Source organism: Pseudomonas sp. IT-P2 (genome assembly GCF_949767575.1).
Taxonomy (GTDB): domain Bacteria; phylum Pseudomonadota; class Gammaproteobacteria; order Pseudomonadales; family Pseudomonadaceae; genus Aquipseudomonas; species Aquipseudomonas pharyngis.
On the sequence record NZ_CATKQA010000047.1, the window covers coordinates 77,117 to 91,363 of the forward strand.

Consider the following 14,247-nt stretch of genomic DNA (forward strand, 5'->3'; position numbering starts at 1 on the left):
CCATGACACTCCGTTATCCACAGGTCTTGCTGTTGCTCTGCGCGCTTAATGCATTGCCAATGGCGATGGCTGCCGACAGCGTCAAACTCGACACCCCGGTCGGCGGCTGGCGCAGTGGCGCGCCCGAAGGCGAGGGCGAGAGCTTCCGCCAGACCGTCAACTACCCGGCCTCCTCGGTGAACACACCGATCGGCCAGGCCAACACCGCCCGTATCAGCGGCGAAATCAAAGCCACACCAAAAAACAAAGAGCCCGGCCGCCTGATCGTCAACGGCGTCAGCATGCCGCTGAAAATCGACGACAGCGGCCGCTTCGACCGCCCGTTCTCCTTTCCCAACGGCAGCAACAGCGTCGAAGTCCGCAGCCCGGACGGCCAGCAACGGCACCGCACGCAATTTCTCAACACCAGCGGCGGCGCTACTCCGGCGAAACTGCGGGTGTTGTTGGCGTGGGACAGTGACGGCACGGACCTCGATTTGCACCTGATCACACCCGACGGCGCGCACATCTGGTACGGCGACCGCGTCGCCCCCAATGGCGCTGCTTTGGACGTCGACGTGACCACCGGCTACGGCCCGGAAATCTTCGCCATGCCGGCGCCGATCAAGGGGCAGTATCTGGTGTATGTGAATTATTTTGGTGGTGGGTATCGCGGGGATGATGAGGGTGGGGAAGAGGCGGTGCAGCCGCTGACGACCGCGCAGGTGACGGTGATTACCGAGGAAGGAACGCCTAGCGAGAAGATGGAGACGTTCCTGGTGCCGATGCGGGCGGTGGGGGAATTGACGTTGGTGAAGTCGTTTAGTTATCCCTGAGCAGAAGCCTGCTCAGGGATGCATTAGAAGCCGGGCGGAATATAGCCGGGCACGAACGGGACGTTGATGCACTTCCCGTGAATGATCTTCCCGTCTTCAATCCTGAACAGCACGATCTTCTTGGCTTTGTTGACGGTGGCCTCCAGTTTGCAATCCGAACTGTGACCGACTGTCTCGTAGTACTCGGTGTAAACCATGCCGTTGCCGGTATGGTTCATTGAAGTCCCGGCCGCTTCTGTAGTGGTCCAGCTGGAGGATTTGAACCAGGTGAGAACCGCCAGATTCTCACCGTTGGCACCGGTCTGTTTTTTCATCGAGTCGGGTTTGCCGAACAGGTCGAGTGCTTCCTGGACATCGCGCCCTTCCCATCGAGACTGAGCAATCAGGTGGCAGCCATGCAGCAGCAATAGTGTGGGTGTCAGCAGGACCGCCAGTAACGTTTTAGTCCATTGATTCATCATGCGTTCCGCCGCTTACTTGTTACCGAGGATCGAATCCAGGTTGTCCATCATCTGCCCCTTCTCCTGAATCGGTGCCAGCTTGAAGAACATCTGTTGCATGCCCTGAATCATCTGCAAGGGCTCCATCTTGCCCAGCGCGATCATGTCCTTTTTAGCGGGGGAGCAAACAAACTCGGCGGCGCGTTGTACCCAGAACTCCTTCGGCTGCTGCCATTGGTCGTTAACTTTCAGGTGCCGCATCATGTAGGCAATGCGATCTATGGATTGCCCATTAAGAAAGCGGACCTTGTTCGTGGAGCACTGCACTTCGAGGTTGTAGGCATCGATCATCGGTTTGCCGGGTTCTTCATACACCAGCGTCACGGCCACCAATTTCGCACCCTTGGTATGGTTCGACGGCACGACTGAAGTGCTGTCGGCTACATACATGATGTTCTTGTTGGGAATGCCGTTGCCGTAAATGATCCACCAGTCACCGACGGGGTTCGGTTCTTCTGCCTGCGCGCAAGTAGTGGCGGTCAGAAGTGCGGTTACTAGAACAAGGGATTGATTGAGTTTGAAAAACGACATGGTGTTGCTCCATTCCTTGGTGCTTTTGCAATGCACAAAAACAGAATGGAAATTTAGTGGCGAGGTTGGGTGAGCGGCAATTAGGGCGGATGTGCTAATGGCTTATTGCGATGGTTCAATAATCGCCTGAGCCGTCTACTCATTGCACGTGCCAAGCGGACAGGCAAACTCGCATTTATTGTCTGCGTCAGGCCGCTATTTTCGGGCTGAAACTGCTGGAGATCAGGCGATTAATCGCAATTTCAAGAGCTTGATCATCGAATAGTTTATTTTTTCGCACCGCAGCTCCACCCCCGCCGTCCCAGTTTCTCAGTGCTTCACGTACCGCAGAAACGGTCGGAACAACCCCTTCCTTAATCAGCAACCAATCGACGGTCGCGAGTAATTCCATTCCGAAGGGGGATTCAAAGCCATCGATTAATTCAGCTGTGCGCTCTAAAGCTTGGGAATATTCCCTGGCTTCAGTCTTTAGGTAGGTCTGCAAAAAAGCCTTGCGATCTTGATCAAACCAAATCACATCGGTGATTTCCGCATCACTGATACGCTTGTCGCAATGTAGATAGCTACCATCCAGATTGTTGAGCAGATGCTCCAGTCGATTGGCGTATGGCCCGAATTTATGAGCGATAAATTTCAGGTTTAGCGGGTTCTCTGTACTTGGAAGTTTTTCAATTGCCCGCTCAAGAAACCAAGCCAGTTTTTGAATCTCGAGCAGACTGCATTCCATGCCCAACACCCAATAGCGTCGAACCAGTTCAGCGATAAGGGCACGGGCCGGCGTGAGCGTCTCTACACCGTTGCGCTTGGCGACATTCAGATATTGATTGGTCGGCTCGAACACCAGCACGTCGACATCCAGATCCCCCAAAACCTCAACGATCTGTTCGCGGACTTCAGGCCAACTCAATCCACCGTTACCAGCACCCAGTGGCGGGATAGCGACGGATTTCACGTCATTCTCAATTAGAAAACGACGCAGGTCGTGCAGACCTTCTGTTATCCAGGCCATTTGCGAAGGTGAACGCCAGTGACGTTTGGTCGGGAAATTGACGATCCAGCGAGGTCCTTCAAGTTCGTTGGTGGCGGTCACGTGCATCTTGCCGGTTTCAACTTCCTTGGCCTTGCACGCCGCTGCGTACAGACGATAGTTCTGTGCAAAGCGTTCTTTGAACATCAGCGCGATGCCTTTTCCCATCACGCCCACGGTGTTCACCGTGTTGACGAGGGCTTCGGTCTTGGCTTCCAGCAGGTTGCCTTGGGTAAATCTGATCATTGGAAATACCATTTGGGACGCGCATGGACAGACAACGTCAGGCCTCGAGCGGCGACGTCTTGTTCTATGCGTTCTTTCATTGCATCGGTGTGGCACATGATGCCCAGTAGTCCCGTAATCGGTAAGTGATGGTGGATCAGCGCTTCCGCTTGATAACGCTCTATTTTACGAGGGTCATCAGGATCGCGCTTGAAGTCGCGCCGTTGAAGGATAGTCCAATCGATCTGGTCGAGATTCGCCAGATCGCTGTAATAGTCTGTCCAACTCGGATAGGCATGTGCGTTTGTAAAGACAAACGGTAGGCCGAGCTCTTCAACGCGATGGAGGCTTGAGACCAGAATGACGATCTCGTCATTGCTGCGTTGCTGCACGCTCCACCCGGAGTGGATGTTCTGCATCATCACCGAGAAGGGCGTGAAATAGAAGGGCACGTAGTCGGCCAGGACGCCTTCGGGTGCGATAGGCACCTGACGGGAACGGCGCTTGTCGATCAAGTCGACGTTGCCGATGTTCACGTAATGAGGTGCCTGTACTTCCGAGTTTGCGCAATGCAGGCCGTTGTCCAGAATCCAGGGCAGGTTATCGCGATGGACGATACGCCAAATCAGAGCTTTCTCTGGATTCAGGCTGGTGTAGTTCATTGATAAAACATTCTCTGATTCACGCTGGTCTGCACATTAACATCCGCTGCCTGCAATTTAGCTACGCAAAGTGCATCGACTTCTTCGCTGGGGGTAAAGATTTTGAAGAAGGCCTCAGGTTTAACAACCCCCGGTGCGAGACACTCGGCCATGCAGATGCTTTTGCAATGAGGGTCCAGGTAATCGCGACTGCTCATGACATCCCACTCGATGGCTTCGAAACCCTGTTCGTAATCAAGTAGCTGTATTGAGTCGCCTGCTAACGGGTGGCGTGGAATGATTTTCCAGCCGTATTGCCTGGCCGTTGATCTGTAGACCGAGATCAGTACAAATTGGGCCTCTGGCCTGTTGCGCTGGACGCTTCCGTCAAATGGATTCTTCGCAAACCAGTGGAAGGGCACGTAATTGTCGAGCTGCAGAGCCTGCCGCTTTTTCAGGATTTCAGCATCTGCGACGTCTTTGAAACCCGAGAGGCCAGCGCGAGGTTTCAAACCATCCTTGAAAATTCCATCCAGGTTTTCAACTGAAGTGAGATGGTAGAGAAGCTTCTGATCCTTGATGCTTTTAACGTCCGCCATAGTGGTCTCCTTGACCTGCACATCAACCTAAACTGGATTCAGTTCCGGCCTCGCCCCGTGCTGATGTAACCCTCGATCCGTAGGGGTTGGTAGAACAATCGCTGTGATTCTAGTGTGCCATCACTTTTGGCCACAAGCCCACTAAGGAAATTGGTTAGCAGGGTCAAGCAGCAACACGCCCGAACTCACTCTTCATCAAAATAATCGCGATCCAGCGTCGGCAACCGCAACAAACGCGATGTCACGCCCACCTCATGATCCATCATCAGATGCACCAGTCGCGTCCCGTCTACCAGCACAATACCGTCCACCGATTTGGCGAAGTCGACGGCGTGCGCCGTAAAACCAGAGGTGGTAATGAACACACCGCGCTTGGCCTTTTGTCCTGCGAGCGCGCCATAGAACGCCTGTAACTCAGGTCGGCCAACCGTGTTCTGCCAACGCTTGGCCTGTACGTAAACCTTCTCCAACCCCAATTTATCGAGCGAGATAATGCCGTCGATGCCGGCATCACCGGAACCTCCGACACGTTGCAAGTCGTTGCGACTGGCGCCGTAACCCAAGCGATGAAGAACATCCAGCACGATTACTTCAAAACGGTTAGGGCTTACTTGCAGCAAGTTGTCCAAAAGGTCGGCCGCCGTGGCATCGCGTAATTCCTTAAGCGCTCGCTCCAGTCGGTCGTCGGGGCTCTCGGTGGCGGAGGCTAGATCGGGCTCCACATTTGGTTGGTCATCCAGTGGCTCGGCGTCAGGCGCGACTTTCAGCTTCACATTCATGTAGCCGATTACTATGTGCTCCACATCCGTGGTCGACAGTGGAAATGCATGCTCCTTGGCGTACTGCACGCCTGCGTCGGTCAACTTCCAATAACCGCGTTTGGCACTGCTGGAAAGACCTGCGCGCTTGAGTCGATCGTGTGCCCAGCCTGATCGGTTCTTGTAGGTAGCCTGACCACTGGCGATCAGTTCTTCGCGCTGAGCTTCACTCAGTTGCAGCATTTTTGCTGCTGATTCATGAGCGTCCCGAGCGATTGCACCCTCGGGTTTTGTGGCGAGAAAGCGAAGGATCGGCTCAATGAACTGATCGTAGGTTGGAACGGACATGGGCGCATCCCTGTGCTGAAAGTGTTTTCGTGCCGATCGGATGGCGATTGTAAATCAACGGTGGATATGGAGGGCTTCGCGACTAAAGCGTCTGCAGGTGAAAGCGTAAGTCGCTATGTCAGTTTCACCATCAATCCGCAAAAACACCGCAAAGCGCATTGCCTTGGTAACCATGAACGATCGGTCCCAACATCATGAATGGGCCGCAAGCGTAGAAAGGGGATGGGACTTTTTGCTGCGAGTCGAGCAGAACGGCTTCGTTTCCGAACTCGTCGTTGCCGAAGGACTGCTCGAAATACGATGTGCACACCGGTAGTTTCAATGGCACCGGAATGATCAGTGCCCAAACGGTGATCCCGCACCATTCCCGTGTAGGCGTCGACGTGACCGTTCTGCTGATTTGCGGTGTGATTGATCGATAGCTTTGCGCTTTGTAAGCGTCTGTCTTGACGGTTGTTTTTTCCGGGAGCGATACGATTGCTCCAACACATCCTGAAAGACAAAGGCACGAGGCAGCTGTCAGGCCAACTGATTTCATGTTTGAAGTGATGGTTTTGGGCATCAATGTTGAACGTCCTTGTGGGGTGACTTGAGCAATCTAAGTTGCCGTCGCTTCCAGCAGGCGGGGCTCTGTTATGCGATGAGTTGTGCAAGCACCATTACACAGCGCTCTGCCCGTAAACCGACCCCCGGCCGGTTTTTCAGCAGGCATTAAAAAGCCGGCTTGTGGCCGGCTTCTCGGGGACTGGCTTGGTTTATTTTTGGTAAACCGCGCCAGCCTTCAAAACGTACATCCGGATCTTGCGTCCGGCTGCGGGACTTGGTCAGACAGTGGTCTGCCGCGTCAGGCGTCATCTGGGCCGCTTGGCGGGTCGATGCGCGAATGTGGGGCGCAGGATACTGAGTTTTGTTGGGGATTCCCAGTCTCAAGTGCGGAATAGAGCGATTTCTGCGGCAAAAAGCAGAGATTTGTACCGGGTATCCGGGCCTCTTCGCGGGCAAGCCCGCTCCCTCGAAGTTTTGTGCAGGGGCCGGGAGTGACGGAGGCTCAGAGAAACGGCACCACCGGCCGCCGCTTGCCCAGCGTCGACCACCAGAACACCCATCCCAATACATGAATCCGCTGCTCCTCGATCTGCGCCGCGCGAAAGATCTCGTCCGGGTATTCGGCGCTGTTGTGGCTGCGCAGGCGCAGGGCGTTGCCGGGCATGCGGTGCAGGTATTTGATGCGCAGCATGCCGTCATGTTCGATGGCGTAGATTTCGCCGTCCACCACCTGGGTGAGGCCGCGGTCGATGGCGAGGGTGGAGCCGTCTTCGATTTTTTCGGCCATGCTGTTGCCGATCATTTGGGTACAGATGGCATCGGTGGGGCGGATTTCCAGGGCTTCGAGGTGGCTGCGGGGCAGGCGAATGGTTTGGTCCGGGTCCTTGATGACGTGGGTCTTGTCGGAGCCAGGAGCAGTCGGGGCTTCCTTGTAGAGAGGCAGTTCGATGTCGTTGGTTTCGAGCACCGTGTAGACGCCGCGAATGGCATGGGCATCGAGGATGTCGCCCGAGTCCGTATGCAGGTGCGGGGCCTCTTTCGGGCCTTCGCCGGTCTTCAGCCATTGGCTGTTGACGGACAGCAGGCGTGCGACCTCTTCCAGGCGGTACGCGGGTACGCCCCGGGTGTACCAGTTATGAACGTTTTGGGCTTCCGTGCCCCAGAACTTTGCGAATCCCGTGGTGGTGATGTTCGCAGCTTCCAGGAGTGCCTTGAATCTTGGACCGCTAGTGTTCTTTCTCATAAACACGAGTCTACGGCCGGCCTAGAGCGGTTTGAATAAACCTTGCGTTCAAAATCAGGGCAAATTTTGCGACGGGATGTAAGACGTCCTTGTGGGAAATTACACACACTAAAACTTTTCTGTAGGCCGACATAAACAAGCTGTTTAAGCGCCTTTCGGGCAGGCACAAAAAACCCCGGATCAACCGGGGTCTTCTTCAAGCGTGTCGCAGGTCGTGAGGCTTAGCCTTTGTAGGCAGCAACCGACTTGGTGATCGCTTCGCGGGCGGCGTCTGCGCCCGCCCAGCCTTCGATTTTCACCCACTTGCCTTTTTCGAGATCCTTGTAGTTCGCGAAGAAGTGCTCGATCTGCTGGATCAGCAGGGCTGGCAGGTCGGTGTATTCCTTCACATCCACGTACAGCTGGGACAGCTTGTCGTGTGGGACTGCGATGACTTTGGCATCGCCGCCGCCGTCGTCGGTCATGTTCAGGATGCCGACCGGACGCGCGCGGATCACCGAACCTGGAGCAACCGGGTAAGGGGTCACGACCAGCACGTCCAGGGGATCACCGTCGTCAGCCAGGGTGTTCGGGATGTAACCGTAGTTGGCCGGGTAGAACATCGGGGTGGCCATGAAACGGTCAACGAACAGGCAATCGCTGTCTTTGTCGATTTCGTATTTGATCGGCGCGTGGTTGGCCGGGATCTCGATCGCGACGTAGATGTCGTTCGGCAGGTCTTTGCCAGCCGGAATCTTGCTGTAGCTCATTGGGCGTTGCCCCCGTTAGTTGACCAAAAACACTTGGCCGGATTGACCAAAAAGTGGCGGCGATTATAGGCATATTCTGCCGTGGACGCCATGTACCGGAAGTCGTGCAGACCTTTACTCGTGAGCCTGATAGACCGGGTCGCTGGCCTGAAGTTGCTTCAGGCGGGTCAACGGATCCTGGCGGTAGAAAAGCTGCAGCTGCGCATACACCTGTGGATAAGCCTCGTGCAGCAGATCCGGAGCGCTGAAGAAGTACTCGCTGGTGACGGCGAAGAATTCGGCCGGGTTCTCGGCGGCATACGGGTCGATGGCGGTTTCGGCGTCGGGATGGCGGTCGAGCTGGCGGTTGAGATCGTCGTACGCCGCCTGCATCACTTCGGCCCAGTCGCTGACCCGCATGTCGGCGTGCAGCGGCGGCAGGCCGTTGGCGTCACCGTTGAGCATGTCCAGCTTGTGCGCCAGTTCATGGATCACCAGGTTGTAGCCTTCCCAGCCACCACTGGCCATCACGCCGGGCCAGGCGAGGATGATCGGCCCTTGTTGCCACGCTTCGCCGCTGTGTTCGCCGTCCCACTCATGCTCGACGCCGCTGGCATCGCGATGGCGCTGGGGGCTGAGGAAATCGTCGGGGTAGAGGACGATTTCGTGGAAACCCTGATACCAGTTCAGATCGCCAAGATGCAAAAGCGGCAACTGCGCCTGAGCAGCGAGCAGCAGGCGTTGTTCCTGGTGCAGCTCGACACCGGGCAGGGCGGTCAGGTGCTTGTCTTCGAGGAACAGCACGCTGGCTTCACGCAGCCACTGCTCTTCAGCGGGCGTGATGCCATCGAGAAAACTCAGGTGATGGCGCACCCGCTGCCACAGTTCGTCGGCAATCGGGTGCCTGGCCAGAATGCGCCGGCGGCGCCAGGCGCTCAGCGACCACATCGGCTTAGTGCGATTGGGCTTTGGTGCCGCCGAAACGGCTGCGAACCACGCCGATGATCATCGGAATCAGCGACAGCAGGATGATGCCGACCACCAGCAGCGACAGGTTCTTCTTGATGAACGGCACGTTGCCGAAGAAATAACCCAGCGTCACCAGACCGCCAACCCACAGAACGGTGCCGAACACGCTGAAGCCGAAGAACCGCGGGTAAGGCATCTTCGCGACACCGGCGACGAACGGTGCGAAGGTGCGGATGATTGGCAGGAAGCGCGCCAGGGTCACGGTTTTGCCGCCGTGCTTGTCGTAGAAATCGTGGGTCTGTTGCAGATAGTCGCGGCGGAAGATTTTTGAGTTCGGGTTGCTGAACAGCTTTTCACCCGCCGTTCGTCCGATCACGTAGTTGGTACTGTCGCCGAGAATCGCCGCGAGCATCAGCAAGCCCGCCAGCAATACCGGGTCCATGCCGCCGCCCGCAGCGACCGCGCCGGCGATGAACAGCAGCGAATCACCCGGCAGGAATGGCATCACCACCAGGCCGGTCTCGCAGAAGATCACCAGAAACAGGATGGCGTAGATCCATGGCCCGTAATTATTCACCAGCAGGTCGAGGTAAACGTCGAGATGCAGGACAAGATCGAGCGGGTTGAAATCCATGGAGGCACCTGTGGTGACGGCCTGACTCGGCAGACCTGTGCGGATGACTTCGTGTAAGCCTACAAGCGGGTGTAGTTTTTCTTACAAGCCGGAAAGATCGGGATTATACGGGCAGAGGGGTGAAAAGCGCGTTGGTTTTGTAGCGGGGGATGTCGGTGTGAAGAAATGTCGGGTTGGCATTCATTTTGAGGAGGGAGTCTGCTCCCTCCCCGCAGGGCACCTCGCGATCAGAGTTCTTCGCTGATCGGCAGCACGTAGTTCTTGAACTCGGTGTCTTCCTTGAACCCGATGGATTCGTAGGTTTTCTGCGCCACTTCGTTGTCGGCGCTGGTGGAGACGCGCATGCGCACGGCCTGGGTTTCCTTGGCCATTTTCTTCGCGGTGCGGATCAGGTTGTCGGCTACCAACTGGCGGCGGGCGTCTTCGGCGACATAGATGTCGTTGAGAATCCACACGCGCTTGAGCGACAGCGAGGAAAAGCTCGGGTAGAGCTGGCAGAAGCCCATGAGCTTTCTGTCGTCGTCATCGGCCAGGGCCAGATAGATCACCGATTCCTTGCGTCGCAGGCGCTTTTCGAGAAAGGCCCGGGACGAGTCCGGATAGGGCAGGGAGCCGTAAAACTCGCGGTACTTAACGAACAACGGGGTCAGCAAATCCAGGTGTTCGAGGGTCGCTTGGATAATCCGCATGGTAGGTCTCGTCCTTCAAGTGGCTGTCTTCACGTGCTCTGACGGCGATGGGAAACCCGGGCGGCCGTGCATCGATCCTGCCTGAAACCGGCGCAGAAAGGCAATGCGGAAACGGTTCAGGCTGGGGGCGGATCGAGTAGGAAATTACTCTTCATGTCTGCACCGGCTTCCGATTCCAGCGTCTGAACCTGCGCCTCGTCCTTCAGATTGACGCCCGACAGCTGGCGCCGACAGGCTTCGCGCATCAGATACAGCAAGCGATGCGCCGCCATGCCGTAGCTGAGCCCTTCCAGCCGCACATTGGAAATGCAGTTGCGGTAAGCATCCGTGAGGCCGACCTTTGGATTGTAGGTGAAATATAAACCCAGGCTGTCCGGCGAACTGAGGCCCGGACGCTCTCCGATCAGCATCACGACCATTTTCGCGCCCAGCAACTGGCCGATTTCATCGCCAATCGCCACTCGGCCCTGTTCCACCAGCACTACTGGCGCTGTCGACCATTCGTCGGCGCTCATCTGCTCTTCCAGACGGGTGAGAAACGGCAGGGTATGCCGATGCACCGCCAGCGCCGACAGACCGTCCGCCACCACAATCACCAGATCCACACCGCCCGGATGCGCCTTGGCGTATTCGCGCAGGGTTTGCGCCGATTCATCGCTGAGCTTGCGCCCCAGATCCGGACGTTGCAGGTAGCTGTTGCGATCCACCGCCGCGCTGTGCAGCACAAGACTTTCACGTTGGCGTTCAGTCAGCTGGGCGCTGAGCCCGGCGTGATCGAACGGCAAATGCACCGCGTCCCGTGCCTGTGCGTGGGCGTACTGGAAATCCAGCTGTGCGCGGGTCGGCAGGCTGGTGCCGGTGCGGCCGAGGGCAATGCGCGCCGGGGTCAGGCGACGCAGCTCCAGCCACGGGTTTTGCGGATCGACGGGCGGTTTTTCCATCTGACTCATCCCAGTTGCGCCAAGGCCTGGCGAAAGGCCGGCGGCAGGTTGTTGCCGAAGCGGACCTTGCCGTCCGCCTGGGTGAAGATGCCCATGTTCGCCAGCCACTGCTCGAACTCCGGCGCCGGTTTCAGGCCCAGGGTCTGGCGCGCGTAGAGCGCGTCGTGAAACGAGGTGGTCTGGTAGTTGAGCATGATGTCGTCGGAACCGGGGATGCCCATGATGAAGTTGATCCCGGCCACGCCGAGCAGGGTCAGCAGGGTGTCCATGTCATCCTGGTCGGCTTCGGCGTGGTTGGTGTAGCAGATGTCGCAGCCCATCGGCACGCCGAGCAACTTGCCGCAGAAGTGGTCTTCGAGGCCGGCGCGGATGATCTGTTTGCCGTTGTAGAGGTATTCCGGGCCGATGAATCCTACGACGGTGTTCACCAGAAACGGCTTGAAATGGCGCGCCACGGCGTAGGCCCGGGTCTCGCAGGTCTGTTGATCGACGCCGTGGTGGGCGTTGGCTGACAGCGCACTGCCCTGGCCGGTTTCGAAATACATCAGGTTCTGCCCGAGCGTGCCGCGATTGAGGCTCAGGCCCGCTTCATAACCTTCCTGCAAAATGTTCAGGTTGATGCCGAAACTGGCGTTGGCCGCTTCGGTGCCGGCAATCGACTGGAACACCAGATCCAGCGGCACGCCACGGTTGATCGCTTCTATAGAGGTGGTGACGTGGGTCAGCACGCAGGCCTGGGTCGGAATGTCGTAGCGCTGGATGATCGCGTCGAGCATTTCCAGCATCGCGCAGATCGAGGCGATGCTGTCGGTGGCCGGGTTGATGCCGATCATCGCGTCGCCGTTGCCGTACAACAGACCGTCGAGAATGCTCGCGGCGATGCCGGACGGCTCGTCGGTCGGATGATTGGGTTGCAGCCTTGTGGATAACCGTCCCCGCAGGCCCAAAGTGCCGCGAAATTTGGTGACGACGCGGATCTTCTGCGCCACCAGCACCAGATCCTGCACGCGCATGATCTTCGACACGGCAGCGACCATTTCCGGTGTCAGGCCGGGGGCGAGGGCGCGCAGGCTGGATTCGTCGGCCGCTTCGCTCAACAGCCAGTCGCGAAAGCCGCCAACCGTGAGATGGCTGACGACTGCGAAGGCCTGTTTGTCATGGCTGTCGATGATCAGTCGGGTGACTTCATCGGCTTCGTAGGGAATCAGTGCTTCCTGCAAAAAATGCGTGAGCGGGATGTCGGCCAGCGCCATTTGCGCGGCCACCCGCTCGCCGTCGTTGAGCGCGGCGACGCCGGCCAGGAAATCCCCGGAACGCGCGGGGCTGGCCTTGGCCATCACGTCCTTGAGGCTGTCGAAGCGATAGGTCTGGGCGCCGACGGTATGGGCAAATGCGGCCATTGGGCGCGTTCCTCCTGAATGAATGCTTTTAGTGCAGGCACCGAGCCCAAGGCCCGGTGCCGGTGCAACTCAGATAGTTTTTTAGATACCTTCGAGCATAGCGTCTGCCGGTGCTTCGGAGCGTTGCTTGGCGGTCAGCTGGAAGTACAGGTAGCCAGCGGCCATGAAACCGAGGAACACACAACCGATCAGCGTGTTGAACCAGGCCATCGCCACTAGGCACACCAGCGCCAGAAACAGCGCGATGGCCGGCACCACCGGATAGCCCGGCGCGCGGAAGGTGCGCTCCAGGTTCGGCTCGGTTTTGCGCAGTTTGAACAGGCTTAGCATGCTGATGATGTACATCACGATGGCGCCGAACACCGACATGGTGATCATCGCCGCCGTCAGGGTCATGCCTTGCAGATTGACCAGACCGTCGCTGTAGATTGCCGCGATGCCGACCACGCCGCCCGCCAGGATCGCCCGGTGCGGGGTCTGGAAACGCGAGAGTTTGGCCAGACCTTTGGGCAGGTAACCGGCGCGTGCCAGGGCAAAGAACTGTCGTGAGTAGCCGAGGATGATCCCGTGGAAACTCGCCACCAGCCCGAACAGGCCGATCCACACCAGCATGTGCATCCAGGTCGAATTGTTGCCGACTACCGCTTTCATTGCCTGCGGCAGCGGATCGTTGATGTTCGACAGTTGACGCCAGTCGCCGACGCCGCCAGCCATCACCATCACGCCAATGGCCAGGAACACCAGGGTCAGGATGCCGCTGACGTAGGCCCGTGGAATCGTGCGTTTCGGGTCCTTGGCTTCCTCGGCCGCCATGGCCGCGCCTTCGATGGCGAGGAAAAACCAGATCGCGAAGGGAATCGCGGCGAAAATGCCAGGAATCGCGCCCATCGTGAACTCATTGGCGCCTGACCAGCCGTTCAGCACAAAGTTGCTGAAGCTGAAGCCCGGTGCGACCACGCCCATGAACACCAGCAATTCGGCGACGGCGAGCACGGTCACCACCAGCTCGAAGGTCGCGGCGATGCTGACGCCAAGGATGTTCAGGGTCATGAACACGAAATACGCGCCGACCGCCGCGAGTTTGGGATCGAGCCCCGGATATTGCACATTCAGATAGGCGCCGATGGCCATGGCAATGGCCGGCGGGGCGAAGACGAATTCGATCAGGGTGGCGATCCCGGCGATCAATCCGCCCTTCTCGCCGAACGCCCGACGGCTGTAGGCAAACGGCCCGCCCGCGTGGGGAATCGCGGTGGTCAGCTCAGTGAAACTGAAGATGAAGCAGGTGTACATGGTTGCGACCATCAGGGCCGTGACCAGGAAACCCAGGGTTCCCGCCGTGCCCCAGCCATAACTCCAGCCGAAGTATTCGCCGGAAATCACCAGGCCGACGGCAATGCCCCAGAGGTGCAGGGTGCCGAGTGTGGGTTTGAGCTGTGTGGTGGAAGTCATAAGTCCTCTCTGTCTTTTTTATTGTTCGATCTGTTGGACTTTCGGGTGCAGCGGTTGAGTGGGTGGATGCTGTTCACGCAGCGGCAGTGTTCCTGCAAATCCTGAATGACGGGTACGCAAGGCCCGTGCCAGAGCGGCCAGGCTTTGTGTTGTGTCATTAAGGACGCTATCGCTGGCTTGCCAGCGATGGCTATTTGAGGG

16 protein-coding genes are annotated in these 14,247 nt (G+C 57.8%); 1 reads left to right on the forward strand and 15 read right to left on the reverse strand.

Features of this window, described 5'->3' with window-relative positions; genetic code table 11:
• Nucleotides 1-2 precede the first annotated feature (2 nt).
• Nucleotides 3-815 (forward strand): YfaP family protein, encoded by an 813-nt coding sequence (locus tag ACM6JM_RS26175; protein WP_039771899.1) that lies wholly within the window; start codon nt 3-5, stop codon nt 813-815.
• 23 nt (nt 816-838) lie between these two features.
• On the opposite strand, the gene ACM6JM_RS26180 is transcribed toward ACM6JM_RS26175, so the two are convergent.
• The 15 genes from ACM6JM_RS26180 to eat all read right to left on the reverse strand — a co-directional run bounded on the left by ACM6JM_RS26180 (nt 839) and on the right by eat (nt 14,046).
• Nucleotides 839-1,273 (reverse strand): hypothetical protein, encoded by a 435-nt coding sequence (locus ACM6JM_RS26180; protein ID WP_039772002.1) that lies wholly within the window; start codon nt 1,271-1,273, stop codon nt 839-841.
• Nucleotides 1,274-1,288: 15 nt separating this feature from the next.
• Nucleotides 1,289-1,846 carry a hypothetical protein gene (locus ACM6JM_RS26185; protein WP_039771897.1) on the reverse strand — a complete coding sequence of 186 codons (558 nt, stop codon included), beginning with the start codon at nt 1,844-1,846 and terminating at the stop codon, nt 1,289-1,291.
• A 187-nt stretch (nt 1,847-2,033) separates the two neighbouring features.
• Nucleotides 2,034-3,119 (reverse strand): macro domain-containing protein, encoded by a 1,086-nt coding sequence (locus ACM6JM_RS26190; protein ID WP_039771896.1) that lies wholly within the window; start codon nt 3,117-3,119, stop codon nt 2,034-2,036.
• Complete coding sequence (locus tag ACM6JM_RS26195; protein WP_074691609.1) at nt 3,116-3,760, reverse strand: DUF4433 domain-containing protein; 645 nt, start codon at nt 3,758-3,760, stop codon at nt 3,116-3,118. Before ACM6JM_RS26195 ends, ACM6JM_RS26190 begins: the two co-directional genes overlap by 4 nt.
• A complete protein-coding gene (locus ACM6JM_RS26200) occupies nt 3,757-4,338 on the reverse strand; it encodes a DarT ssDNA thymidine ADP-ribosyltransferase family protein (RefSeq protein ID WP_103385497.1) in 582 nt (193 codons plus the stop codon). Before ACM6JM_RS26200 ends, ACM6JM_RS26195 begins: the two co-directional genes overlap by 4 nt.
• A gap of 185 nt (nt 4,339-4,523) precedes the next feature.
• Nucleotides 4,524-5,444: a restriction endonuclease gene (locus ACM6JM_RS26205; protein WP_414882754.1), complete on the reverse strand. Its 921-nt coding sequence runs from the start codon at nt 5,442-5,444 to the stop codon at nt 4,524-4,526.
• A gap of 130 nt (nt 5,445-5,574) precedes the next feature.
• Nucleotides 5,575-6,006 (reverse strand): hypothetical protein, encoded by a 432-nt coding sequence (locus tag ACM6JM_RS26210; protein WP_080770657.1) that lies wholly within the window; start codon nt 6,004-6,006, stop codon nt 5,575-5,577.
• A gap of 486 nt (nt 6,007-6,492) precedes the next feature.
• Entirely contained in the window at nt 6,493-7,233 is a 741-nt protein-coding gene (locus ACM6JM_RS26215; RefSeq protein WP_039771890.1) for a helix-turn-helix transcriptional regulator, read from the reverse strand.
• A gap of 221 nt (nt 7,234-7,454) precedes the next feature.
• Nucleotides 7,455-7,982 carry an inorganic diphosphatase gene (ppa, locus tag ACM6JM_RS26220; protein WP_007990564.1) on the reverse strand — a complete coding sequence of 176 codons (528 nt, stop codon included), beginning with the start codon at nt 7,980-7,982 and terminating at the stop codon, nt 7,455-7,457.
• A gap of 114 nt (nt 7,983-8,096) precedes the next feature.
• A complete protein-coding gene (locus tag ACM6JM_RS26225; protein WP_414882755.1) occupies nt 8,097-8,909 on the reverse strand; it encodes a zinc-dependent peptidase in 813 nt (270 codons plus the stop codon).
• A gap of 4 nt (nt 8,910-8,913) precedes the next feature.
• Nucleotides 8,914-9,564, reverse strand: coding sequence for a DedA family protein (locus ACM6JM_RS26230; protein ID WP_039771888.1), 651 nt, complete (start codon nt 9,562-9,564; stop codon nt 8,914-8,916).
• 227 nt (nt 9,565-9,791) lie between these two features.
• Nucleotides 9,792-10,253, reverse strand: a complete 462-nt coding sequence (locus tag ACM6JM_RS26235; RefSeq protein ID WP_039771887.1) for a GNAT family N-acetyltransferase — start codon at nt 10,251-10,253, stop codon at nt 9,792-9,794.
• A 116-nt stretch (nt 10,254-10,369) separates the two neighbouring features.
• Nucleotides 10,370-11,203 carry an ethanolamine ammonia-lyase subunit EutC gene (gene eutC, locus ACM6JM_RS26240; RefSeq protein WP_414882756.1) on the reverse strand — a complete coding sequence of 278 codons (834 nt, stop codon included), beginning with the start codon at nt 11,201-11,203 and terminating at the stop codon, nt 10,370-10,372.
• Nucleotides 11,200-12,594: an ethanolamine ammonia-lyase subunit EutB gene (locus tag ACM6JM_RS26245; protein ID WP_039771886.1), complete on the reverse strand. Its 1,395-nt coding sequence runs from the start codon at nt 12,592-12,594 to the stop codon at nt 11,200-11,202. Before ACM6JM_RS26245 ends, eutC begins: the two co-directional genes overlap by 4 nt.
• A gap of 81 nt (nt 12,595-12,675) precedes the next feature.
• On the reverse strand, nt 12,676-14,046 hold the full coding sequence (eat, locus tag ACM6JM_RS26250) for an ethanolamine permease (RefSeq protein WP_039771884.1): 1,371 nt from the start codon (nt 14,044-14,046) through the stop codon (nt 12,676-12,678).
• Nucleotides 14,047-14,247 lie beyond the last annotated feature (201 nt).

Coding starts and splice junctions, on each gene's coding strand:
- ACM6JM_RS26175 (WP_039771899.1), top strand. CDS start 3: ATGACACTCCGTTATCCACAGGTCTTGCTGTTGCTCTGCGCGCTTAAT.
- ACM6JM_RS26180 (WP_039772002.1), bottom strand. CDS start 1,273: ATGAATCAATGGACTAAAACGTTACTGGCGGTCCTGCTGACACCCACA.
- ACM6JM_RS26185 (WP_039771897.1), bottom strand. CDS start 1,846: ATGTCGTTTTTCAAACTCAATCAATCCCTTGTTCTAGTAACCGCACTT.
- ACM6JM_RS26190 (WP_039771896.1), bottom strand. CDS start 3,119: ATGATCAGATTTACCCAAGGCAACCTGCTGGAAGCCAAGACCGAAGCC.
- ACM6JM_RS26195 (WP_074691609.1), bottom strand. CDS start 3,760: ATGAACTACACCAGCCTGAATCCAGAGAAAGCTCTGATTTGGCGTATC.
- ACM6JM_RS26200 (WP_103385497.1), bottom strand. CDS start 4,338: ATGGCGGACGTTAAAAGCATCAAGGATCAGAAGCTTCTCTACCATCTC.
- ACM6JM_RS26205 (WP_414882754.1), bottom strand. CDS start 5,444: ATGTCCGTTCCAACCTACGATCAGTTCATTGAGCCGATCCTTCGCTTT.
- ACM6JM_RS26210 (WP_080770657.1), bottom strand. CDS start 6,006: ATGCCCAAAACCATCACTTCAAACATGAAATCAGTTGGCCTGACAGCT.
- ACM6JM_RS26215 (WP_039771890.1), bottom strand. CDS start 7,233: ATGAGAAAGAACACTAGCGGTCCAAGATTCAAGGCACTCCTGGAAGCT.
- ppa (WP_007990564.1), bottom strand. CDS start 7,982: ATGAGCTACAGCAAGATTCCGGCTGGCAAAGACCTGCCGAACGACATC.
- ACM6JM_RS26225 (WP_414882755.1), bottom strand. CDS start 8,909: ATGTGGTCGCTGAGCGCCTGGCGCCGCCGGCGCATTCTGGCCAGGCAC.
- ACM6JM_RS26230 (WP_039771888.1), bottom strand. CDS start 9,564: ATGGATTTCAACCCGCTCGATCTTGTCCTGCATCTCGACGTTTACCTC.
- ACM6JM_RS26235 (WP_039771887.1), bottom strand. CDS start 10,253: ATGCGGATTATCCAAGCGACCCTCGAACACCTGGATTTGCTGACCCCG.
- eutC (WP_414882756.1), bottom strand. CDS start 11,203: ATGAGTCAGATGGAAAAACCGCCCGTCGATCCGCAAAACCCGTGGCTG.
- ACM6JM_RS26245 (WP_039771886.1), bottom strand. CDS start 12,594: ATGGCCGCATTTGCCCATACCGTCGGCGCCCAGACCTATCGCTTCGAC.
- eat (WP_039771884.1), bottom strand. CDS start 14,046: ATGACTTCCACCACACAGCTCAAACCCACACTCGGCACCCTGCACCTC.